Source organism: Catenulispora sp. GP43, assembly GCF_041260665.1.
GTDB lineage: Bacteria > Actinomycetota > Actinomycetes > Streptomycetales > Catenulisporaceae > Catenulispora.
In genome coordinates this window covers 127856-148843 of record NZ_JBGCCT010000005.1, presented here as the reverse complement: position 1 = coordinate 148843, position 20988 = coordinate 127856, and the positions used below count along the sequence as shown (strand labels likewise).

Here is a 20988-nt window from a genome sequence, read left to right as displayed (position 1 = left end):
TGGTTATAGCGTCGGTGCATGGTTCAGGTGCTGCTGCTGTGCGGGTCGGTGCGCGAGGGGTCCTCGAACGAGGCCATGCTACGGCTGGTGCAGGAGGTGGTCGGGGAACCGGATAGTGCGGTGTTCTATGAGGGTCTGGGAGAGCTTCCTCACTTCAACCCGGATCTGGACACCGATCCGCTTCCCGAGTCCGTCGCCGGACTACGCCGCGCTATAGCGGAGGCCGATGCGGTGCTCGTCTGTACGCCCGAGTACGCGGGCACACTGCCGGGTTCCTTCAAGAACTTGCTGGACTGGACCGTGGGTGGGACAGAGATCTGCGACAAGCCGACAGGGTGGATCAACGCCGCGAACCCTGGGCGGGGTGAGGGCGCCATCGCCACCTTGCGCACGGTTCTGGAGTACACAGGTGCGGCGATTGTGGAGGACGCCTGTGTACGGATTGCCTTAGCGGATCCCGATGCACGGAAAAGTATCGGCGCGGTAGTAGAGGCCTTGCGGTAGAACGGACGGATGCGACCGGAACCAGGCCAAGTCCTGCATTTCTCGGAAGATCCGACGATCACCCGCTTCTCGCCCCACGTCGCCGCCACGGCCCAGCAGCAGGAAGCCTACGTGTGGGCGGTCGCCTACGACCGTGCGCCCGACTACTGGTTTCCCCGACAGTGTCCGCGCGCTATGGCGTGGGTGACGCCAGAGACCACGGAGGAGGACCGGGAACGGATCATCGGTCCCGGGGGCGGGCTGCGGGTGCACGCTGTGGAGTACGGCTGGCTGGAGCGGATGCGGACGACGGAGTTGTACGCGTACCGGCTTGACGCACGGGACTTCCGGCCGTTCGGCGACCCGGTGAACGCGCACGTCGCCGAGACGGAGGTAGTCCCGCTCGGGCCGCCGGAGCGCGTGGGCGACTTGTTCGCGCTGTATGAGGAGGCGGACATCCAGCTCAGGGTGCTCCCGACGCTGCTGCCGTTCTGGGACCAGGTGATCACCACGACGCTGGGGTTCAGCGGGATCCGGCTGCGGAACGCCCGGCCGGCGTCGGCTGCCGGCTCCTGACCTCGTGCGCTCGTCAGCTCCCCGGCAGCCTAGTCCGCGCCCAGCACCCTGATCCGCCGCGTCTTCTCCTGCTGGGCGGCCAGTTCGGAGTCTGCGGGATAGACGACTTCCTCCAGCGTCAGCCCCTGCGGCGGCGCGACCTTCACCTCGGGCGAGCGGACCTCCTCGGCGAGGATGCGGCCCGGATCGCCCACCGGCCGTCGCCCCTCCCCCACCGCCAGCAGCGCGCCGACCAGCGAGCGCACCATGGAGTGGCAGAAGGCGTCGGCCCGGACGTCGGCGACCAGCAGCCCGGCGGGCGTCAGCGACGTCGGCGCCTCGCGCGTCCACTCCAGCCGGGTGAGGCAGCGGATGGTGGTGGCGCCCTCGCGCTTCTTGCAGAAGGAGGCGAAGTCGTGCTCGCCGAGCAGCGCGGCCGCCGCCTCGTTCATCAGCGCCGGGTCCAGCGGCCGCGGATGCCACGTGACGTCGTTGCGGCGCAGCGGATGCGGCCCGTAGGGCACGTCGGTGACGCGGTAGGCGTAGCGGCGCCCCTTGGCCGCGAAGCGGGCGTCGAAGCCCTCCGGAGCCGGCGCGGCCGACCAGACCCGCACATCCCCCGGCAGGACGGCCGCCAGCCGCCGCAGCAGCCGCTCCTCGTGCTCGGCCCACAGCACGGCGGGGACGTCCAGATGCGCGACCTGCCCGCTGGCGTGCACCCCGGCATCGGTGCGGCCGGCGACGACCAGCGTCACCTCCTGCCGCAGGATCGTCGACAGCGCCGAGGTCAGCTCCCCGCACACCGTCCGCCGCCCGGGCTGGATGGCCCACCCGGAGAAGGCGGTGCCGTCGTAGGCCAGGTCGAGGCGGACGCGGACGTGGCCGGGGGCGGGGTCGGTGCTCATCGGTCCATTGTGGCGCAGGGGGTCGGCGGTCAGTGTTGTCAGCTCTGTCAGGGCTGTCAGGGCTGTCAGGGCTGTCAGTCGGCGCTGGCAGGATGCGCGGCCATGGGAGCTTCGGGATGGGACTACATAGAGCCCTTCGACACGGACCTGGCCACGACCCTGGCGAATCTGCGCCGCCGGGTCTTCGACGAGGACGACTACTTCTGGTTCGATTCGATCCCGAAGCCTGCCACGTTCGCTGAGCTCGAAGCGCTCTTCGCCGAGATCGCCGCGCTGGAGCTGGGCGAGAACGACTATGACGACCCGCGGATCATCGAACTGACGGACATCGCGTCGAGCGGCACCCACTCCATCTTGGACGCGGGCGGCATCGGCAGCCGGGGCGGTATCCGGGTCGTGCCGGCGGAGCAGGCCGAGGCGGTGTTCGGGAGCCCGCAGCCGAGCCGCGCCGACTTCGAGCGCATGACCATGAACCAGCAGATCGACGTGCTCAATGGCTCGATCGGCGCGTGCGTACAGCTCCACGACGACAGTGGCGCCGTCACCGAAGTCGCCTTCTGGGGCATCTCGGGAGACTGACGCCGCCCACGTGGAAGCCCGCCGCCTCCGAAGAGACGGCGGGCTTCCACGAACACCAGAAGGACTTACTCCTTCTCGGCAGCCTCAGCCTCGGTGGTCTCGGCCTCGGCCTCGACGACCGGAGCCTCCTCGACGACCTCGGCCTCGGCCTTGGCCGGCGCCGGGGCGGCGGTCTTCTTGCTGGCCCGCTTGGTGGCGGCCTCGGCCTCGCGGACCGCGGTCTGCTGCACCGTCAGGGCCTCGACCAGCTGGATCACGGCCATGGGGGCGTTGTCGCCCTTGCGGTTGCCGGCCTTGATGATGCGGGTGTAGCCGCCGGGGCGGTTCTCGTAGTTCGGCGCGATCTCGTCGAACAGGCGGAAGACGATGTCCTTGTCGCGGAGCACGGCCAGGACCTGGCGACGGTTGTGCAGGTCGCCCTTCTTGGCCTTGGTGATCAGCCGCTCGGCGTAGGGGCGCAGCAGGCGCGCCTTGGCCTCGGTGGTGGTGATCTGGTCGTGCTCGAACAGCGACTTGGCGAGGTTCGCCAGGATCAGCTTCTGGTGGGCCGGGGAGCCGCCGAGGCGGGCGCCCTTCTTCGGCTGGGGCATTGCTTCTTCTCCTTGGTGTCTCGGGCCGTGTCAGGTACCCGGGATCATGAGCCGACGGCGCGCAGGGTGCGCGCCGTCGGTGGGGAGCCTTACAGCTCCTCGGTCTCCGCGTAGCCGGAGTCCAGGTCCTCTTCCTCGTCGTACTGGTTGTCCACCACGAGCGAGGGGTCGAATCCGGGCGGGCTGTCCTTCAGAGCCAGGCCCATGCTCATCAGCTTGACCTTGACCTCGTCGATGGACTTCGCACCGAAGTTGCGGATGTCCAGCAGGTCGGCCTCGCTGCGGGCGACGAGCTCGCCCACGGTGTGGATGCCCTCGCGCTTGAGGCAGTTGTACGACCGGACCGTCAGCTCCAGGTCCTCGATCGGCAGCGCCAGGTCGGCGGCCAGGGCGGCGTCCGTCGGGGACGGGCCCATGTCGATGCCCTCGGCCTCGATGTTCAGCTCGCGCGCCAGGCCGAACAGCTCCACCAGCGTCTTACCGGCGGAGGCCACGGCGTCGCGCGGGCGCATCGACTGCTTGGTCTCCACGTCCAGCACCAGGCGGTCGAAGTCGGTCCGCTGCTCGACGCGGGTGGCCTCGACGTCGTACTTGACCTTCAGCACCGGCGAGTAGATCGAGTCGATCGGGATGCGCCCGATCTCCTGGCCCGCCTGCTTGTTCTGCACCGCGCTGACGTAGCCGCGGCCGCGCTCGACGGTGAGCTCCATCTCGAGCTTGCCCTTGCCGTTGAGCGTGGCGATGATCAGCTCGGGGTTGTGGACCTCGACGCCGGCCGGCGGGGCGATGTCGGCGGCGGTGACGGTGCCCGGGCCCTGCTTGCGCAGGTACATGGTCACCGGCTCGTCGATCTCCGAGGAGACGACCAGCTGCTTGATGTTCAGGATGAGGTCGGTGACGTCCTCCTTCACACCCGGGATCGTGGTGAACTCGTGGAGCACGCCGTCGATCCGGATGGACGTCACCGCGGCGCCGGGGATGGACGACAGAAGCGTCCGGCGCAGCGAGTTGCCGAGGGTGTAGCCGAAGCCGGGCTCCAGCGGCTCGATGAGGAACCGCGAACGGTACTCATCGATGATCTCCTCGGTGAGGGTGGGGCGCTGTGCGATAAGCACGGTGGATCCTCCGTTGCCTGGGCCGGCCGCTATTTACCAGCCACGGGATGGTGCACCGGCGAGGCGGACAGGCCGCCTCGCCGGCAGACGAGCTGCTACTTGGAGTAGAGCTCGACGATCAGCTGCTCCTGGACCTGCGTGTCAATGACAGCACGCTCCGGGAGGGAGTGCACGAGGATCCGCATCTTCGACGGGATGACCTCGATCCACGCCGGCACGGCACGCTCGCCGGCCTCGGCGCGGGCGACCACGAACGGGGTGAGCTCCAGGCTCTCCTTGCGCACCTCGACGATGTCGCTCGGGGTGACCCGCATCGAGGGGATGTTCGCCTTGTGGCCGTTGATCAGGATGTGGCCGTGGCGCACCAGCTGGCGCGCGTGGTCGCGGGACTTGGCGAAGCCGGCGCGGTAGACCACGTTGTCCAGGCGGGACTCGAGGATGCGGAGCAGGTTCTCACCCGTCTTGCCGCCCTTGCGGTTGGCCTCCTCGTAGTAACCGCGGAACTGCTTCTCCAGAACGCCGTAGATACGGGCGGTCTTCTGCTTCTCGCGAAGCTGGAGCAGGTACTCGTTCTCCTTGGTGCGACCGCGGCCGTGCTCACCCGGGGGGTAGGGACGGATCTCGATCGGGCACTTCGGGCCATCGCACTTGCTGCCCTTGAGGAAGAGCTTGGTCTTCTCGCGGCGGCAGCGCTTGCAGTCGGGGCCGGTGTAACGGGCCATGTTTGTTCTTCTCTCCTAGCTCAGACGCGCCGGCGCTTCGGCGGACGGCAGCCGTTGTGCGGCGAAGGGGTGACGTCGTTGATGGATCCGACCTCCAGGCCGGTCTGCTGCAGCGACCGGATGGCGGTCTCGCGGCCGGAGCCGGGACCCTTGACGAACACGTCGACCTTCTTCATGCCGTGCTCCATGGCGCGGCGGGCGGCGGCCTCGGCGGTCATCTGAGCGGCGAACGGGGTCGACTTGCGCGAGCCCTTGAAGCCCACCTGACCCGAGCTCGCCCACGCGATCACGTTGCCCTGCGGGTCGGTGATCGAGACGATGGTGTTGTTGAACGTGCTCTTGATGTGAGCGTGCCCGTGGGCGACGTTCTTCTTTTCCTTGCGGCGCAGCTTGGGAGCCTTGGCGCCGGCCTTACGGCTCTGGGGAGGCATTGTGCTGGGTTCTCCTGATTGAGGTGATCGGTCCGGTGCCACTGACAACCAGATGGAGTCCGGTCCGTGGCTGGACTACTTCCGGCCGGCCTTCTTCTTGCCGGCGATGGCCTTGCGCGGGCCCTTGCGCGTACGCGCGTTGGTGTGGGTGCGCTGACCGTGCACCGGCAGGCCCTTGCGGTGCCGGACGCCCTGGTAGCAGCCGATCTCGATCTTGCGGCGGATGTCCGCCTGGACCTCACGGCGAAGGTCGCCCTCGACGCGGTAGTTCGTGTCGATCCACTGGCGGAGCTTGACGAGGTCGTCCTCCGTCAGGTCCTTCACGCGCGTGTTCGGGTTGATGCCGGTCTCCGCGCACGTCTGCTGCGAGCGGGTCCGGCCGATGCCGTAGATGTAGGTGAGGGCGATCTCCAGACGCTTTTCGCGCGGGATGTCCACACCAGAGAGACGTGCCATCAGGCAGGCTCCTGTTTCTGTTTCATCCGGAGGTGTCGATGCAGCGCCGGTCCTGGTGCCTGACCAGGTCTCCGGCCTCCGGGCCGGGGGTCTCATCCGCGAGCCCTATGGCGGGAGCTCGCGGGGTCGGGACGCTGCGGGTTACATCAAGCCGGCTTGTTGCGGAGCCGGCCGGTGAGCTTCAGCTCAGCCCTGACGCTGCTTGTGGCGCAGGTTCTCGCAGATCACCATGACGCGGCCGTGGCGACGGATCACCTTGCACTTGTCACAGATCTTCTTGACGCTGGGCTTGACCTTCATGTTGGTTCCTTAACTGGTATCGGTCGTCCGGTGCGGAAACACCGAAAGGCAGCCCACCACCATGAGCGTGGTGAGCCTCGATAGGGATGCGAACGGCAGGGACCCCTCCCGCGGTGGGAGAAGCCCTACAGGTCACTTGTAGCGGTAGACGATGCGCCCGCGGGTCAGGTCGTACGGGCTCAGCTCGACGACGACCCGGTCGTCCGGGAGGATCCGGATGTAGTGCATCCGCATCTTGCCGGAGATGTGCGCGAGGACCTTGTGGCCGTTCGCCAGCTCAACGCGGAACATCGCGTTGGGCAGGGACTCGATGATGGTGCCCTCGATCTCGATGGCGCCTTCTTTTTTGGCCAAGTTCCTTCAATCTCCTTCAGAAGGGTGTCTACTGCCGCGTCGGTTCCGGCAACAGGAGCAAGTGGTGGTCCAGCTGTGATGCGCTCATAGACCCAGCCGCGGGGGCGCACGTGAACCACTCCATACGGAGCCGACACGCCAGTGTACGCCGAACACTTGCAGAACGCGAAACCGGGGCTTTGTACCCCGTGTGCGCGAAGGGTAAAACCGGGGGCGGGTGGCGAAAATTCCCAGCCCGTTCGCCTCGGGGACACCGTGGGACAGCATGGGACACCAGAAGACCGCGACCGGGCGTCCGGTCGCGGTCTGGCGAGGTCAGTCGGGGGCGGCGGCGCCGGCCGCCGCCCTCAGTTCCGCCGGTTGATCCCCCGGGCCAGCATCAGCACGCCCAGGATCCCGATCGGCCAGGCCGGCCAGAACTGACCCCAGTCGTGCCCGCCGGCCAGGTTGCTGACCAGCCAGATGCCGGTGAGCAGCACCGACAGCGACAGCCAGGAGCTGAACGAGGCGATGCCGCGGGCCCCGCCGCGCCGGGCCGCCGCCTTCGACCACCGCTCCTGCTGCTGCGTCCAGCGCTGCTGGTGCCGTTCCTGGTGCCGCTGCCAGCGGTCCTGGTGGCGCTCCAGGTGGTGGTTGATCCGGTCCTGGATGGCCTGGTTGTCGATGTTGATCTGCATCCGGCCGGACCCGTCGCGGCGCACCTCGACCGGCCGCTGCTGCGAGGCCGCGGTGCGCTGCTGGGCCTGCTGGAAGTTCAGCTGCGCCAGGTCCACCGGCAGGTCCCGGGTGAGCGTGCGCAGTTCTCCGTACGTCTTGGCCTCGTAGGCCTTGGTCATGCGCTCGTCGAACTCCTCGAGCGTCAGCCGTCCCGCGGCATGGTGCTCGCGCAGCTGCTCGACGAGGCGCTCGCGGTCGGCGTCGCCGGCGCGCATATCGGGATCGAACGAGGCCCCACCCTGCGTCGTCATCTCCGTGACTCCCCAACTGACTCGCGACATATCTCGACTGTACCGCAGGTTCGCCGCATCAGGATCCCCCCTCGGAGGGAGGTACGACTACTCCCGGTGGAGCATGATCTATCACGTGCGAAGCACGGACGCGCTGTCCAGACTCCAGATCCGCCCGCAGCGACCGCGGCGCAACGACGTCATGGTGGCCCTGATCGTGCTGCTCCTGAACAGCGGCACCTACCTCATACCCGGCATCGTGCCGTGGGGACCGTGGCGCTACGCCATGGAGACCCTGACCATCGTGCCGCTGCTGTGGCGGGAGTCCCTCCCGGTCCCCTCGGCCCTGACCACCGGCGCGCTGACGCTGATCGTCACCGCCACCGTGCACCCGGCCCAGCCGTTCCCGTACGCGGTCCTGGTCACCCAGTACACGATCGGGGCGGTGCTGCGCGGCCGGACCCGGGCGTTCCTGGTCGGCGTGTTCATGGCCGGCAACGTCGTCGCCGAGGCTCTGCACCAGCAGTGGGGCAACCCGGAGGACTTCCTGGTCACCTTCACCCTGAGCCTGACCGCGCTGTTCCTCGGGGTGCTGATGCAGTCCGAGCGCGACTCGCTGTCGGGGCGCGCCGACCGCGCGCTGCGTGCCGAGCGGGCCCGGATCGCCCGGGACATGCACGACGTGGTCGGCCACGCCGTCGCCCTGATGGTGGTGCAGGCCGAGGCCGGGCCGCTGCTGGTGCGCGACAAGCCGGAGCGGGCCGAGGCGGCCTTCGAGGCCATCTCGGCGGCCGGCCGCGACGCCATGGCGCAGCTGCGGGGCCTGCTCGGCACGCTCAGCCAGGACGCCGCCGGCCGTCGCGACCCGCTGCCCACCCTGGCCGACCTCGACGATCTGGTGCACCAGGTCCGCAGGGCCGGGCTCCAGGTGCGCCTGGAGCAGACCGGCAGCGCCGCGCCGCTGTCGCCGGGTGCCGAGACCGCGGCCTACCGTGTGGTGCAGGAGGCCCTCACCAACACCCTCAAGCACGCCCGGGCCTCGCGCGCCGAGGTCCGGCTGAGCTGGGCGCCCAGCGCACTGGAGATCACCGTGTCGGACGACGGCCGCGGGCTGCCCGAGGGCGCGTCCGACGGGGGCGGCCACGGCCTGGTGGGCCTGCGCGAGCGGCTGGCGCCGGTGGGCGGCGCGCTGAGCTGGACCTCGCCGCCGGACACCGGCGGGTTCGCGCTGACCGCGGTCATCCCCTCCGGATGAGCGGGCCGGCCGATACCAGACCGTCACCGGGCGCGGGACAGTCTTCACACGGGCCTGATAGAAAGCGGGCGTGGCGATTCGGGTAGTGGTGGCCGACGACCAGGAACTGGTGCGCAGCGGGTTCGCGATGATCCTGGACGCGCAGCCGGACATCGAGGTGGTCGGCGAGGCCGGCGACGGCGCCGAGGCGGTGGCGCTGGCCCGCGCGCTGCGCCCCGACGTCGTGCTGCTGGACGTCCGGATGCCGGTGATGGACGGCATCGAGGCCGCGCGCCAGGTCACCGCCGAGGGCGACAGCCGGATCCTCATGCTCACCACCTTCGACGTCGACGAGTACGTGTACGACGCGCTCTACGCCGGCGCCTCCGGCTTCCTGCTCAAGGACGTCCGCCGCGACGATCTGGTGCACGCGGTCCGCGTGGTCGCGGCCGGGGACTCGCTGCTGGCGCCCTCGGTGACCCGGCGGCTGATCGCCGACGTCACCTCCCGCCGCCCGGCCCGGGCCGGCGAGCCGGCCGCCGCGCCCTCGGCCCGCCTGGACGCGCTCACCCCGCGCGAGCGCGAGACGCTGCTGCTGATCGCCCGGGGCGCCTCGAACGCCGAGATCGCCGCCCGGCTGTACGTCACCGAGCACACGGTGAAGACCCACGTCAGCAACATCCTGATGAAGCTGGGGCTGCGGGACCGGGTCCACGCGGTGATCTTCGCCTACGACAGCGGGCTGGTGACTCCCTCTCCGGAGGGATGACTCACCCGATCTACCGAGTCCGCCGGTCCCCTCCCGCGCGGGATCACATGACCCCCGCCGCCACCGGACAGTGGGGGCATGTTGAAACACGCTGCAGAGCTGGCCATCCGCCGGCCCGGGACCGTGGTCGCCGTGTGGGTCGTGGTCCTGGTGGTCGGGCTGGGCCTGGGCGGGACCGTGTTCGGCAAGCTCGGGGGGCTCGGGGCCAACGTCCCGGGCAGCCAGTCCCAGGTGACCGCCGACCGGCTGAACAAGATCGATCCGGGCGCCGACGCCATCGACGGGCTGGTGACCTCGACGACCCCGGGCACGGTGATCGCCGCGAACGCCGCCCTGCAGGGCCGGGTCGCCGCCGCCGTGGCCGACCTGCGCCGGATCCCGGGCGTCGCCCAGGCGACCGACTCCGTCGAGAATCCCGCCATGACCGGCGACGGCCAGGTGGTCGCGATCCCGGTGACCTTCGTCAGCGGGATCTCCACGCACGACGAGAACGTCGCCTTGAAGGCTACCCAGGCACGCCTGCGCGCCATCGCCACGCCCGAGTTCCAGGTGCGGGTCGGCGGCGGTCCGCTGATCAGCGACGCGCTGAACACCACCGCGCAGTCCGACGCCAGCAAGGCCGAGCTGATCTCCCTGCCGATCGTTCTGCTGTTGCTGGTGGTGGTGTTCGGCGGGCTGCTCGCGGCCTCGCTCCCGCTGGTGCTGGCGGTCTGCGGCGTCGCCTCCACGCTGCTGGTGCTGTACGGGTTCAGCTTCGCCACCGACCTGTCGGTGTACTCGGTGCAGATCACGACGATGCTGGGCCTGGGCCTCGGCGTGGACTACGCCCTGCTGATGGTGACCCGCTTCAAGCAGGAGCGGGTCGGCACGCCCGACATCGCCGACTGCGTGCGCCACACCGTCTCGGCCGCCGGCCGCACGGTCTTCTTCTCCGGGCTCACCGTCGCGGTCAGCCTGGTCGGGCTCGTGGTGTACCCGGCGCCGTTCCTGCGCAGCATGGGCCTGGCCGCGACGGCCGTGGTGGCCGTGGACATGCTGGCCGCGGTGACGCTGCTGCCGGCGCTGCTCGCGAAGTTCGGGCACCGGATCAAGCCGGCGAGCCCGAAGCGCTCGGAGGGGCGCTGGTTCGGGCGGTTCGCGGCCGGGGTGGCGCGGCGTCCGCTGCCGGTGCTGCTGGTGATCGCCGCGGGCCTGGTCACCGTGGCCACCCCGGTGCTTTCGCTGACCCTGAGCCCCGGCGACGCGCGCGAGCTGCCGGCAAGCTCGGAGGCGCGGCAGGTGTACGACCTGAGCGTGGCGCACTTCCCGGGCCAGAGCGCGGCCGACCCGCTGTACGTGCTGGTCGAGGGAGGCGCCGCGAAGCCGGCCTACCTGGCGCACCTGCGGTCGCTGCCGGGGGTCGTGCAGTCCGCGCAGAAGACGCTACCGGACGGCAGCGCGGTGCTGCAGCTGACGCCGGCCGGGGCGGTGAACGGCAAGGTGGCGACCGGGCTGGTGCAGACGATCCGGGACGAGCATCAGGGCGCGTACGTCACCGGGGACAGCGCGCATCTGGTGGACTTCCGGCAGATGCTGGTCGACCGGCTCCCCTACGCCGCCGGCGTGGTGCTGGTGTCGGTGTTCGTGCTGCTGTTCCTGTTCACCGGCTCGGTGCTGATCCCGCTCAAGGCGGTGCTGACCAACCTGCTGAGCATCGGGGCCTCACTGGGCGCGACGGTGTGGGTCTTCCAGCAGGGCCACTTCGCAGGGGTCTTCGGCTCCGGGCTCAAGGGCGGTCTGGGCGCGCTGGACTTGACGGTCCCGCCGCTGATGATCGCCGTCGCCTTCGGCCTGTCGATGGACTACGAGATCTTCATCCTCGGCCGGATCCGCGAGGCCCGGCTGGCCGGCGAGGACGCGCGGCAGGCCGTGGTCACCGGGGTGCGGTACACCGGCCGGGTGGTGACCTGCGCGGCGGCACTGCTGGTGATCGTCTTCGCCTGCTTCATGACCGGCGGCGCGGCCCCGATCCTGGAGTTCGGCTTCGGACTGACCTTCGCGGTGCTGATCGACGCCACGCTGGTCCGCATGATGCTGGTGCCCGCGGTGCTGGCGCTGCTCGGCGAGCGGGCCTGGTGGGCGCCGCGGGCCCTGCGCGGGGTGCACGATCGGTTCGGAGTGGCCGAGGCCCCTGTGCCGGCCTCTGAGGAGCTGTTGAGCGTCTGAGCGGGAAGGCAGCCGGGCGCGCAGACCGCGGGTGTGAAGACACTGCGATGTGCGCGCCTGGCGGCGTTTCGCCGCGCACAGAGGCCGTCGCGCGAAGGGCCGTCCTGCGTCAGAGACTTGAGACTGTCGTCGGCGCGGAGCGCGGCGTCGCCAGATCCGACACCTTCGCCACCGCCCGCGTCACCACCTGCTGGGTCAGCTCCGTGTCGGTGCTGCCGAAGTCGGTGTCGGCCACGTACAGCAGGGTGCTGCCGACGCGCACCAGCACCAGGTCCACCTGGGCCTGCAGGTCGTCGACATCGGCGACGACGCGGATCGCGGCGCTGGCGTCGCCGGCCGGCGGGAAGGCCAGCGGCGTGACCAGGAAGTCGTAGGTGCTGCCGTCCTTGTCGGTCTCGGTGATCTTGGTGCAGCTGCGCATCGCCTGGGTGACCGAGGCCAGCAGCTTCTGCGCGGCCTCGGGGGTGGCGAAGCCGGCCAGGCCGGTGGCGATGTTCGGGCCGAACTGCGATTTGGTGAAGGAGGCGTCGGCGGACGCGAGCGCGCCGGCCGGGTGGCCCTGGCTGTTCATCAGGTCGGTCATCGCCCGGCAGTCCGGTTCGGTGGAGGACATCACGCCGTTGGCGTCCTCGCTGTCGTCGTCGGCGACGAAGCCGGCCGGCAGGTCCGCCGGAGCCAGCAGCCGGGAGCGGAGTTCGGCGGCGGTCGGCGGGGCGCTCGGCGGGTCGCCGGGCACGGCCGTGCTCGGGGGCACCGCGGGCTGCGGCGCGGCGGCGGCGGGTTTGGCGGAACTCTTCGACCCGCCGCAACCGGCTGCGGCGCCGAGCGCCAGGAGCGCTGCCGCGGCCAGGGCGGCCGCTCGGTCACGAGCCATGCTTCATCGTCCGCCGGGATCAGGGCCGCCAGGCGGCGGACACCGCGGACCCCGCCGCGCGGTCACCCCTGTCGGTCACGTCTTGTCACTCTTCCGGAGCAGTGGTCACCACGACACCTTCGGGTGTCAGCGCGACCGTGTGCTCCCAGTGTGCGGCGTAGGAGCCGTCCTTGGCCACGACCGTCCAGTCGTCGGCCAGCACCCGGGTCTTGTTCTTGCCCAGGGTCAGCATCGGCTCGATGGCGATCGCCATGCCGGTGGTCAGCACCGTGCGCTCACCGCGCACCGGGTAGTTGAACACCATCGGCGCCATGTGCATCGCCGAGCCGATGCCGTGGCCGCCGTAGTCGCGCACGATGCCGTAGCGGCGGGGGTGCGAGCGGGTGGAGTCGTCGATGGCGGTGGAGACGTCGTTCAGCGCGGCGCCCTCCTTCACCGCCTTGATGCCGGCCCACATCGCCTGCTCGGTGACCCGGGACAGCTCGGCGAGCTCCGGGGCGACCTCGCCGACGGCCACGGTGATCGCGGCGTCGGCGTGCCAGCCCCGGGTGTTCCAGCGCCCGGCGACGGCCTGCCCGGCCTCGTCGGGGATGATCGCGCCGCAGTCGATGGAGATCAGGTCCCCCTCGCGCAGCACGCGCGAGCCGGGGATGCCGTGCACGATCTCCTCGTTGACCGAGGCGCAGATCGAGCCGGGGAAGTCGCCGTAGCCCAGGAAGGACGGCGCGGCCCCGAGCGAACGAATGGACTCCTCGGCGATCCGGTCCAGCTCACCGGTGGTGATGCCCGGCCGGACCGCCGAGCGCAGCAGCGCCAGCGTCCGTGACACGACCTTGCCGGCCTGCTTCATGACCTCGAACTGCTCCGGGGTCTTCAGCTCGATCAGACCGTCGTCGTCACCGTGGGCGTGCATGTGTGGGAATTCCTTAGGGACTGCTGGGAGGGTACGCGGCCGTTCAGCCGCGAGCGGTGTCCACCGCCGCGAAGGCGCGCTGCGTGATGACGTCGACCTCGCCGGTGGCGTCGATCGTGGTCAGCACACCCTGCTCGCGGTAGTAGCCGATGATCGGGGCGGTCTCGGCGGCGTAGACCTCCAGGCGGGTGCGCACCACGTCCTCGGCGTCGTCGGAGCGCTGGTAGAGCTCGCCGCCGCAGATGTCGCAGGTGTCGCCGCTCTTGGAGGGGCTGTAGTCGACGTGGAAGATGTGCCCGGAGTCGTTGCGGCACAGCCGGCGCCCGGAGATCCGCTTGATCACCTCGTCGTTGTCGACCTCCAGGTCGAGCACGACGTCCAGGTAGGCCTTGCCGGCCGAGGGCGTGACCCCGTTGTCCGCGAGGATCTTGTCCAGCTCCTCGGCCTGCGCCACGTTCCGCGGGAAGCCGTCGAGCAGGAAGCCGCCGGCCGCGTCCGACTGCGAGAGCCGGTCGCGGACGATGTCTATGGTGAGCTCGTCCGGCACCAACTGGCCCGCGTCCAGGTACTCCTTGGCCTTGACGCCCAGCGGGGTGCCCTGCGAGATGTTCGCCCGGAAGATGTCCCCGGTGCTGATCTTCGGGACGCCCAGGTGCGAGGCGATGAACGAGGCTTGCGTGCCCTTGCCCGCACCCGGCGGTCCGACGAGAACGATACGCACTAGATGAGGAACCCTTCGGCGTCAGTGGGACGGGCGACGGAGTGCCGCCCGCTTCGGGTGAGGCGCGTCGACGCCGTTGTCATCACCGCCATCACCGCAGGAATCCTTCGTAGTTGTGCTGCTGGAGCTGGGACTCGATCTGCTTCACGGTCTCCAGGCCCACGCCCACCATGATCAGGATAGTCGTGCCGCCGAACGGGAACTTCCCGCTGGCGTGCAGCTCGGCCAGCGCGATGAACGGCACGATCGCAATCACCGCCAGGTACAGGGCGCCGGGCCAGGTCACGCGGGTCGAGACGTACTGCAGGTACTCGGCGGTGGGCTTGCCGGCCCGGATGCCCGGGATGAAGCCGCCGTACTTCTTCATGTTGTCCGCGATCTCGTCGGGCACGAAGGTGATCGAGACGTAGAAGAAGGCGAAGCCGAGGATCAGCAGGAAGTAGGTGATCGAGTACGTCAGCGAGTACCCGTTGGTGGTCATCCCGAACTCCTTGTCGACCCAGTGCGCCCACCCCTTCTGGGCGTTCGGGTTCGTGAAGTTCGCGATCATCAGCGGCAGCTGCAGCAGCGAGGAGGCGAAGATGACCGGGATGACGCCGGCCTGGTTCACCTTCATCGGGATGTAGGTCGAGGACCCGCCGTACATCCGCCGCCCGACCATGCGCTTGGCGTACTGCACCGGAATCCGCCGCTGCCCCTGCTCGACGAACACCACGGCGCCGACCATGACCATGCCCATCAGCAGCACGCCGAAGAACACCGGCCAGCCGTCCATGGTGGTGGAGCCCTGCTTGATGGACCACAGCGAGGACGGGAAGTTCGCGGTGATCGAGGTGAAGATCAGCAGCGACATGCCGTTGCCGATACCCCGGTCGGTGATGAGCTCACCGAGCCACATGATCAGCGTGGTCCCCGCGGTCAGCGTGATGACCATGACGGCCATCCCGACCCAGTCGACCTTCGGGTAGATCACGTTCGACCCGGAGCACCCCGGGCCCAGCAGGGCGCTCGGGTTGTTCTTCATCAGCGTGAGCATCGTGGTCGACTGCAGAATCGCCAGCCCGATGGTCAGGTACCGGGTGTACTGCGTGATCTTCGTCTGCCCCGCCTGACCCTCCTTCTTGAGGGCCTCCAGCCGCGGAATCACCACGGTCAGCAGCTGCAGAATGATCGACGCGGTGATGTACGGCATGATGCCCAGCGCGAAGATCGAAAGCTGCAGCAGGGCACCGCCGGAGAACAGGTTGATCAAACCCAGCGCACCATTGCTCTGACCACTGGACTTGCTGATCCCCACACACTGGCTCAACGTATGCGTGTCCACACCCGGGGCCGGAATGTGGGCGCCCAGCCGGAACAGGGCCATGATGCCGAGCGTGAAGAGCAGCTTCTTGCGCAGGTCGGGCGTACGAAACGCCCGAGCGAATGCGGTGAGCATGGTCCTCCTGCGCCTTGACGCGACAGATTGTCAAAGGGTCCTGATGACCGCGCGCCGCGGGCTCTGCGCAGGTACGCGGGGCTCGGAGGGCACACGGGGTCGGGTCGGGGTGATGGCCGACCTGCGCCATCTTACGCATAGCAGGGAGGCGAAGGCGAGCGTCGGGTAGGGGGCTTCGGCACAGGGTGGCCACAGCATTACTGGGGGTCGGGGTCGGGCCAGGCACAGGAAGCACCCACCAAGCCCCCGATCAGCCCCGACGCCCACCCCAGCACCCGCACAACCAGCGGGACACACGCCTTGCCACCAGCGGCGCACCCCCCCACCACCGCGGAGTCCGCCAGCCCAGCGCTGCGAAGCGCTGACTTGCGATTGAGCACCCCCAAGCGCACCACGACACGGTGCGCACGCGTGGCACGGAGCACGACAAGCAGCCGAGACGACGCCTTACCAACGGCATGGGCATCTGGTTGCCAGCGGGCGATGCGAGGCCACGAGCTGAGCTGGGTCCACGCGCAGGGCGATTCCTCAAATTCAGCCACGCAAAGCATCGGCCGGCGCCTTACCCGCACCTATATAAGGCACGGAGGAGCGGCCTGGAGCACCGTGTGGCAGGTGGATCCCGCACACCATAGAGAGGTCTTTGTTCGGCGGACCCGGAACACGGCGACCACAAGCAACACCGCCAGCAGGCAACGCGGCGCACCACGTACGGGACCAAGGCGACCAGTCGCGGGCCGCCGCCAAACAGCAGGTCGCGAGGCCCACCCCCGCTGTAGAGCGCCCGCCGGAGGCCTGCCTTTAGGCACCCACCAAACGCTGGCAGGCAGCCGCCAGACCAGACGCGTGCGCAGTGACTCGGACCCACGCGCGCTCGTGCACACGCGAACAGCCAGCCCGCCACAAGCCCCTCAACCAAACCGCGCCCCGCCGAACCCTGCGAACCACACCCGAACCCACAAAGAAAGCCCCTTCGCCCCCGAAGAGCTCCCCCACCCCCAAAAAAAGAAGCGCTGCCCCGGGCCCAAGCCCGGGGCAGCGCCCCATCAAACCAATCCGAACCCTAAGGCTCAGACCTCCTCAGCCGAGCCGCCGGCCGCAGCCAGCTTCTCCTTCGCCGAGGCGGAGAAGGCGTGCGCCTTCACCTGCAGCGCGACCGACACCTCGCCGGTGCCGAGCACCTTGACCAGCTCGTTGTCGCGGACCGCGCCCTTGGCGACCAGGTCCTCGACGGTGACCTCGCCGCCGGCCGGGTACAGCGCCGACAGCTTGTCCAGGTTCACGACCTGGAACGTCACCTTGAACGGGTTCTTGAAGCCCCGCGCCTTGGGCAGGCGCATGTGCAGGGGCATCTGGCCGCCCTCGAAGCGGGCCGAGACCTGGTAGCGGGCCTTGGTGCCCTTGGTACCGCGGCCGGCCGTCTTGCCCTTGGAGCCCTCGCCGCGACCCACGCGGGTCTTGGCGGTCTTGGCGCCGGGGGCCGGGCGGAGGTGGTGGACCTTCAGTGTCATGTCAGTCGACCTCCTCGACCTTGACGAGGTGGCGAACGGTGTGGACCATGCCGCGGAACTGCGGGAGGTCCTCCTTCACCACGGTGTCGTTGATCCGCTTCAGACCGAGCGACCGGAGGGTGTCCCGGTGGTTCTGCTTGGTCCCGATCTTGGAGCGGGTCTGCGTGATCTTCAAACGGGCCATGTCTCTCAGCTCCCCACACCGGCACGGGCGCGCAGGAGGGCGGCCGGGGCCACGTCCTCCAGCGGCAGCCCGCGGCGGGCGGCGACTTCCTCGGGGCGCACCAGGCCCTTCAGAGCCGCCACCGTCGCGTGGACGATGTTGATCGGGTTGTCCGAGCCGAGCGACTTGCTCAGCACGTCGTGGACGCCCGCGCACTCCAGCACGGCGCGCACCGGGCCGCCGGCGATGACGCCGGTACCGGGGGAGGCCGGCTTCAGGAGAACGACGCCGGCGGCGCGCTCGCCCTGGACCGGGTGCGGGATCGTGCCCTGGATGCGGGGGACCTTGAAGAAATTCTTCTTGGCCTCCTCGACACCCTTGGCGATCGCGTCGCGGACTTCCTTCGCCTTGCCGTAGCCGACGCCCACGGTGCCCTCGCCGTCGCCGACGATCACCAGGGCGGTGAAGCTGAAGCGGCGGCCACCGCGCACGACCTTGGCCACCCGGTTGATGGTGACGACGCGCTCGATGTGCGCCGACTTCTCAACCGGCGCCTGGTCGCCGCGACGGTCACGACGCTCGCGGCGGTTGTTGCCGCCCTCGCCGCCACCCTGGTTGTTCTGCCCACCGAAGCCGCCTCCGCGGCGCTGCGGACCAGCCATCAGAGGCTCCTTCCGTTAGTGCTCTGCATACTCACAGCTCCAGCCCCGCTTCCCGGGCGCCGTCGGCCACCGCGGCCACCCGGCCGTGGTACTTGTTGCCGCCGCGGTCGAAGACGACCGTGCCGACACCCTTGGCCTTGGCCCGCTCGGCGACGAGCTTGCCCACTTCCTTGGCCCTGGCGGTCTTGTCGCCCTCGCCGCCGCGCAGCCCGGCCTCCATGGTGGAGGCGGACGCCAGCGTCACGCGGGTGACGTCGTCCACGATCTGCGCGACCATGTGGCGCGCCGAACGGGTGACCACCAGGCGCGGACGCAGTGCCGTGCCGGAGACCTTCTTGCGGACGCGCAGGTGACGGCGCTTGACCGCGTTGCGCTTCTTCGCCGGACCCTTGCCGATCTTGACTGCGAAAGCCATTACTTCTTCCCAGCCTTTCCGGCCTTGCGGCGGATGACCTCGCCGGCGAACTTGATGCCCTTGCCCTTGTACGGGTCGATCTTGCGCAGCTTCTTGATGTAGGCGCAGGTCTCGCCCACCAGCTGCTTGTCGATCCCGGACACGGAGAACTTGGTCGGGCTCTCCACGGCGAAGGTGATACCGGCGGGAGCCGGGACCGGCACCGGGTGGCTGTAGCCGAGGGAGAACTCGAGGTCCGAGCCCTTGGCGGTCACGCGGTAACCGACACCGGAGATCTCCAGGTTCTTGGTGTAGCCCTGGGTCACGCCGATGATCATGTTGTTGACCAGGGTGCGCGACAGACCGTGGCGCTCCTTGGCGACCCGCTCATCGTTGGGACGCGCGACGACCAGAGTGCCGTCGTCGCCCTTCTCGATGGTGATCGGGGAGACCACGGTGTGCGACAGGGTGCCCTTGGGGCCCTTGACGGTCACTTCCTGGCCGTTGATGGTGACGTCGACGCCGGTGGGAACCGGGATCGGCAGTCGTCCAATACGAGACATTGCTTCTCCTCCTTCCCTTACCAGACGTAGGCGAGGACTTCGCCGCCGACGCCCTTGCGCGCCGCCTGACGGTCGGTCAGCAGACCGGTCGAAGTCGAGATGATGGCGACACCGAGGCCCCCGAGGACCTTCGGCAGGTTGGTGCTCTTCGCGTACACGCGCAGACCCGGCTTGGAGATGCGCTTGATGCCCGCGATGGAGCGCTCACGGTTCGGGCCGAACTTCAGCTCGATGGTGAGGGACTTGCCCACCTCCGCGTCCTCGACCTTCCAGGAGGCGATGTAGCCCTCCTGCTTGAGGATCTCGCAGATGTGCGTCTTGATCTTGCTCGACGGCATGGTCACCTGGTCGTGGTACGCCGAGTTGGCGTTCCGCAGCCGGGTGAGCATGTCCGCGATCGGGTCGGTCATGGTCATAGCTTGGCCTTCAGGCCTTCCTCGCCGTGGTATCCCTGCGCTGCTCACGCTCTCCGACAAGAGCGCACATACGCAGGGACCTGCGGCGTGTAGTAGTTACCAGGAGCTCTTGGTGACGCCCGGCAGTTCGCCGGCGTGCGCCATCTCGCGCAGGCAAACCCGGCACAGGCCGAACTTGCGGTAGACCGAGTGCGGACGGCCGCACTTGGAGCAGCGGGTGTAGCCGCGCACCTTGAACTTCGGCTTCGCGAGAGCCTTGTTGATCAGGGCCTTCTTCGCCATTTGCTCACGCCTCCTTGAACGGGAATCCGAGGAGACGCAGCAGGGCGCGACCCTCATCGTCGTTGCGAGCGGTCGTCACGACGGTGATGTCCATGCCGCGCACGCGGTCGATCTTGTCCTGGTCGATCTCGTGGAACATCGACTGCTCGTTCAGACCGAACGTGTAGTTGCCACGGCCGTCGAACTGCTTGGGCGACAGACCACGGAAGTCGCGGATACGGGGCAGCGCGATCGACACCAGCCGGTCGCAGAACTCCCACATCCGGTCCCCGCGCAGCGTGACGTGCGCACCGATGGGCTGGCCCTCGCGCAGCTTGAACTGCGCGATGGACTTGCGGGCCCGGGTGACGGTCGGCTTCTGGCCGGTGATCGCCGCGAGGTCGCGGACGGCGCCGTCCATCAGCTTGGAGTCGCGGGCGGCGTCGCCCACGCCCATGTTGACCACGATCTTGGTCAGACCGGGGATCAGCATGACGTTCGGGAAGCCGAACTGCTCCTTGAGCGCCGGCGCGATCTCCTCGCGGTAGCGCAGCTTCAGACGCGGCTGCACCGAGGTCTCAGTCTCAGTCACGGTCATGTCAGATGTCCTTACCGGTGCGCTTGGCGTAGCGGACGCTGCGCGTGACGGTCTTCTTCGAACCGTCGGCGAGCGTGCGCTCCTCCTCCACGCGGCGGTAGCCCACGCGCGTGACGACCTTGGCGCCCTCGTGCTCGACGACCAGCATCACGTTGGAGACGTGGACCGGGGCCTCGATCGTGATGATGCCGCCGGTCTTGCTCCCGCGGACGGACTGGCCGACCTTGGTGTGCTTCTTGATCCGGTTGACGCCCTCGACGAGGACCTTCGAGGTCTCCGGGAAGGCCTGGATGACCTTGCCCTGCAGACCCTTGTCCTTACCGGTGATGACCTGGACCAGGTCACCCTTCTTGATGTTCAGCGACGCCATGGCTTACAGCACCTCCGGGGCGAGCGAGACGATGCGCATGTAGCGCTTCTCGCGCAGCTCACGGCCCACCGGGCCGAAGATGCGGGTCCCGCGCGGGTCCCCGCCGTCCTTGATCAGGACGGCCGCGTTCTCGTCGAAGCGGATGTACGAGCCGTCGGGACGCCGGCGCTCCTTGACGGTGCGCACGATGACGGCCTTGACGACGTCGCCCTTCTTGACGCCCGCGCCGGGCAGAGCGTCCTTCACCGTGGCGACGATGACGTCGCCGATTCCGGCGTAGCGGCGGCTGGAGCCACCGAGCACGCGGATGCAGAGGATTTCCTTCGCACCCGTGTTGTCGGCGACCCGGAGCCGCGACTCCTGCTGGATCACTGTCTATCTCCTTCGTCGTGCCGGTTCACAGGGGGCTGCCGCCCGTTGCACACAGTCGGCAGCCGGTCCCTGTGCCTGGCCGAACGG

The 20988-nt window shown here is 69.0% G+C and carries 29 protein-coding genes; 6 read left to right on the top strand and 23 right to left on the bottom strand.

The window, feature by feature from the left end:
• Nucleotides 1–18 precede the first annotated feature (18 nt).
• Both ABH926_RS12795 and ABH926_RS12790 read left to right on the top strand, forming a co-directional pair.
• Nucleotides 19–504, top strand: a complete 486-nt coding sequence (locus ABH926_RS12795) for an NADPH-dependent FMN reductase (RefSeq protein WP_370365687.1) — start codon at nucleotides 19–21, stop codon at nucleotides 502–504.
• A gap of 9 nt (nucleotides 505–513) precedes the next feature.
• Nucleotides 514–1059, top strand: coding sequence for a DUF6886 family protein (locus ABH926_RS12790; protein WP_370365686.1), 546 nt, complete (start codon nucleotides 514–516; stop codon nucleotides 1057–1059).
• A gap of 29 nt (nucleotides 1060–1088) precedes the next feature.
• Here ABH926_RS12790 and truA read toward each other — a convergent pair whose 3' ends face one another.
• A complete protein-coding gene (gene truA / locus ABH926_RS12785) occupies nucleotides 1089–1943 on the bottom strand; it encodes a tRNA pseudouridine(38-40) synthase TruA (protein WP_370365685.1) in 855 nt (284 codons plus the stop codon).
• Between the two features lie 102 nt (nucleotides 1944–2045).
• On the opposite strand from truA, the gene ABH926_RS12780 reads away from it, so the two are divergent.
• Nucleotides 2046–2522 (top strand): hypothetical protein, encoded by a 477-nt coding sequence (locus ABH926_RS12780; RefSeq protein ID WP_370365684.1) that lies wholly within the window; start codon nucleotides 2046–2048, stop codon nucleotides 2520–2522.
• A 65-nt stretch (nucleotides 2523–2587) separates the two neighbouring features.
• Here ABH926_RS12780 and rplQ read toward each other — a convergent pair whose 3' ends face one another.
• The 8 genes from rplQ to ABH926_RS12740 all read right to left on the bottom strand — a co-directional run bounded on the left by rplQ (nucleotide 2588) and on the right by ABH926_RS12740 (nucleotide 7458).
• Nucleotides 2588–3112 carry a 50S ribosomal protein L17 gene (gene rplQ / locus ABH926_RS12775; protein WP_370365683.1) on the bottom strand — a complete coding sequence of 175 codons (525 nt, stop codon included), beginning with the start codon at nucleotides 3110–3112 and terminating at the stop codon, nucleotides 2588–2590.
• An 89-nt stretch (nucleotides 3113–3201) separates the two neighbouring features.
• Nucleotides 3202–4227, bottom strand: a complete 1026-nt coding sequence (locus ABH926_RS12770; RefSeq protein ID WP_012785190.1) for a DNA-directed RNA polymerase subunit alpha — start codon at nucleotides 4225–4227, stop codon at nucleotides 3202–3204.
• A 95-nt stretch (nucleotides 4228–4322) separates the two neighbouring features.
• A complete protein-coding gene (rpsD, locus tag ABH926_RS12765) occupies nucleotides 4323–4949 on the bottom strand; it encodes a 30S ribosomal protein S4 (RefSeq protein ID WP_012785189.1) in 627 nt (208 codons plus the stop codon).
• Between the two features lie 20 nt (nucleotides 4950–4969).
• On the bottom strand, nucleotides 4970–5380 hold the full coding sequence (rpsK, locus tag ABH926_RS12760) for a 30S ribosomal protein S11 (protein WP_012785188.1): 411 nt from the start codon (nucleotides 5378–5380) through the stop codon (nucleotides 4970–4972).
• Between the two features lie 75 nt (nucleotides 5381–5455).
• Nucleotides 5456–5836 (bottom strand): 30S ribosomal protein S13, encoded by a 381-nt coding sequence (gene rpsM / locus ABH926_RS12755; RefSeq protein ID WP_370365682.1) that lies wholly within the window; start codon nucleotides 5834–5836, stop codon nucleotides 5456–5458.
• A gap of 186 nt (nucleotides 5837–6022) precedes the next feature.
• Complete coding sequence (gene rpmJ, locus ABH926_RS12750) at nucleotides 6023–6136, bottom strand: 50S ribosomal protein L36 (RefSeq protein ID WP_009740505.1); 114 nt, start codon at nucleotides 6134–6136, stop codon at nucleotides 6023–6025.
• Nucleotides 6137–6268: 132 nt separating this feature from the next.
• Nucleotides 6269–6490 carry a translation initiation factor IF-1 gene (gene infA, locus ABH926_RS12745; RefSeq protein WP_012785186.1) on the bottom strand — a complete coding sequence of 74 codons (222 nt, stop codon included), beginning with the start codon at nucleotides 6488–6490 and terminating at the stop codon, nucleotides 6269–6271.
• A gap of 347 nt (nucleotides 6491–6837) precedes the next feature.
• A complete protein-coding gene (locus tag ABH926_RS12740; RefSeq protein ID WP_370365681.1) occupies nucleotides 6838–7458 on the bottom strand; it encodes a DUF1707 domain-containing protein in 621 nt (206 codons plus the stop codon).
• Nucleotides 7459–7573: 115 nt separating this feature from the next.
• Here ABH926_RS12740 and ABH926_RS12735 point away from each other — a divergent pair, with 115 nt between their 5' ends.
• The 3 genes from ABH926_RS12735 to ABH926_RS12725 all read left to right on the top strand — a co-directional run bounded on the left by ABH926_RS12735 (nucleotide 7574) and on the right by ABH926_RS12725 (nucleotide 11645).
• Complete coding sequence (locus ABH926_RS12735) at nucleotides 7574–8692, top strand: sensor histidine kinase (RefSeq protein ID WP_370365680.1); 1119 nt, start codon at nucleotides 7574–7576, stop codon at nucleotides 8690–8692.
• A 70-nt stretch (nucleotides 8693–8762) separates the two neighbouring features.
• Entirely contained in the window at nucleotides 8763–9440 is a 678-nt protein-coding gene (locus tag ABH926_RS12730; RefSeq protein ID WP_370365679.1) for a response regulator, read from the top strand.
• A 78-nt stretch (nucleotides 9441–9518) separates the two neighbouring features.
• On the top strand, nucleotides 9519–11645 hold the full coding sequence (locus ABH926_RS12725) for an MMPL family transporter (protein WP_370365678.1): 2127 nt from the start codon (nucleotides 9519–9521) through the stop codon (nucleotides 11643–11645).
• 109 nt (nucleotides 11646–11754) lie between these two features.
• On the opposite strand, the gene ABH926_RS12720 is transcribed toward ABH926_RS12725, so the two are convergent.
• The 14 genes from ABH926_RS12720 to rplN all read right to left on the bottom strand — a co-directional run bounded on the left by ABH926_RS12720 (nucleotide 11755) and on the right by rplN (nucleotide 20901).
• Nucleotides 11755–12519, bottom strand: coding sequence for a sensor domain-containing protein (locus tag ABH926_RS12720; protein ID WP_370365676.1), 765 nt, complete (start codon nucleotides 12517–12519; stop codon nucleotides 11755–11757).
• 85 nt (nucleotides 12520–12604) lie between these two features.
• On the bottom strand, nucleotides 12605–13432 hold the full coding sequence (map, locus tag ABH926_RS12715; protein WP_370365675.1) for a type I methionyl aminopeptidase: 828 nt from the start codon (nucleotides 13430–13432) through the stop codon (nucleotides 12605–12607).
• Between the two features lie 43 nt (nucleotides 13433–13475).
• On the bottom strand, nucleotides 13476–14153 hold the full coding sequence (locus ABH926_RS12710; protein WP_370365674.1) for an adenylate kinase: 678 nt from the start codon (nucleotides 14151–14153) through the stop codon (nucleotides 13476–13478).
• A 91-nt stretch (nucleotides 14154–14244) separates the two neighbouring features.
• A complete protein-coding gene (gene secY / locus ABH926_RS12705; protein ID WP_370365673.1) occupies nucleotides 14245–15591 on the bottom strand; it encodes a preprotein translocase subunit SecY in 1347 nt (448 codons plus the stop codon).
• A 1070-nt stretch (nucleotides 15592–16661) separates the two neighbouring features.
• Nucleotides 16662–17102: a 50S ribosomal protein L15 gene (gene rplO / locus ABH926_RS12700; protein ID WP_370337345.1), complete on the bottom strand. Its 441-nt coding sequence runs from the start codon at nucleotides 17100–17102 to the stop codon at nucleotides 16662–16664.
• 1 nt (nucleotide 17103) lies between these two features.
• The gene (gene rpmD, locus ABH926_RS12695; RefSeq protein ID WP_012785176.1) at nucleotides 17104–17286 is read right to left on the bottom strand and encodes a 50S ribosomal protein L30; all 183 of its coding nucleotides are present in this window, start codon (nucleotides 17284–17286) and stop codon (nucleotides 17104–17106) included.
• Between the two features lie 5 nt (nucleotides 17287–17291).
• The gene (rpsE, locus tag ABH926_RS12690; RefSeq protein ID WP_370365672.1) at nucleotides 17292–17927 is read right to left on the bottom strand and encodes a 30S ribosomal protein S5; all 636 of its coding nucleotides are present in this window, start codon (nucleotides 17925–17927) and stop codon (nucleotides 17292–17294) included.
• Nucleotides 17928–17958: 31 nt separating this feature from the next.
• A complete protein-coding gene (rplR, locus tag ABH926_RS12685; RefSeq protein WP_370365671.1) occupies nucleotides 17959–18342 on the bottom strand; it encodes a 50S ribosomal protein L18 in 384 nt (127 codons plus the stop codon).
• Nucleotides 18342–18884 (bottom strand): 50S ribosomal protein L6, encoded by a 543-nt coding sequence (gene rplF / locus ABH926_RS12680; protein ID WP_370365670.1) that lies wholly within the window; start codon nucleotides 18882–18884, stop codon nucleotides 18342–18344. The genes rplR and rplF overlap by 1 nt, the downstream gene beginning before the upstream one ends.
• 17 nt (nucleotides 18885–18901) lie before the next feature.
• A complete protein-coding gene (gene rpsH / locus ABH926_RS12675; RefSeq protein ID WP_370365669.1) occupies nucleotides 18902–19300 on the bottom strand; it encodes a 30S ribosomal protein S8 in 399 nt (132 codons plus the stop codon).
• 96 nt (nucleotides 19301–19396) lie between these two features.
• Complete coding sequence (locus ABH926_RS12670; protein ID WP_012785171.1) at nucleotides 19397–19582, bottom strand: type Z 30S ribosomal protein S14; 186 nt, start codon at nucleotides 19580–19582, stop codon at nucleotides 19397–19399.
• Between the two features lie 4 nt (nucleotides 19583–19586).
• Entirely contained in the window at nucleotides 19587–20159 is a 573-nt protein-coding gene (rplE, locus tag ABH926_RS12665) for a 50S ribosomal protein L5 (protein WP_370365668.1), read from the bottom strand.
• A gap of 1 nt (nucleotide 20160) precedes the next feature.
• Complete coding sequence (rplX, locus tag ABH926_RS12660; protein ID WP_370337618.1) at nucleotides 20161–20520, bottom strand: 50S ribosomal protein L24; 360 nt, start codon at nucleotides 20518–20520, stop codon at nucleotides 20161–20163.
• A gap of 12 nt (nucleotides 20521–20532) precedes the next feature.
• Nucleotides 20533–20901, bottom strand: a complete 369-nt coding sequence (rplN, locus tag ABH926_RS12655) for a 50S ribosomal protein L14 (protein WP_012785168.1) — start codon at nucleotides 20899–20901, stop codon at nucleotides 20533–20535.
• Nucleotides 20902–20988 lie beyond the last annotated feature (87 nt).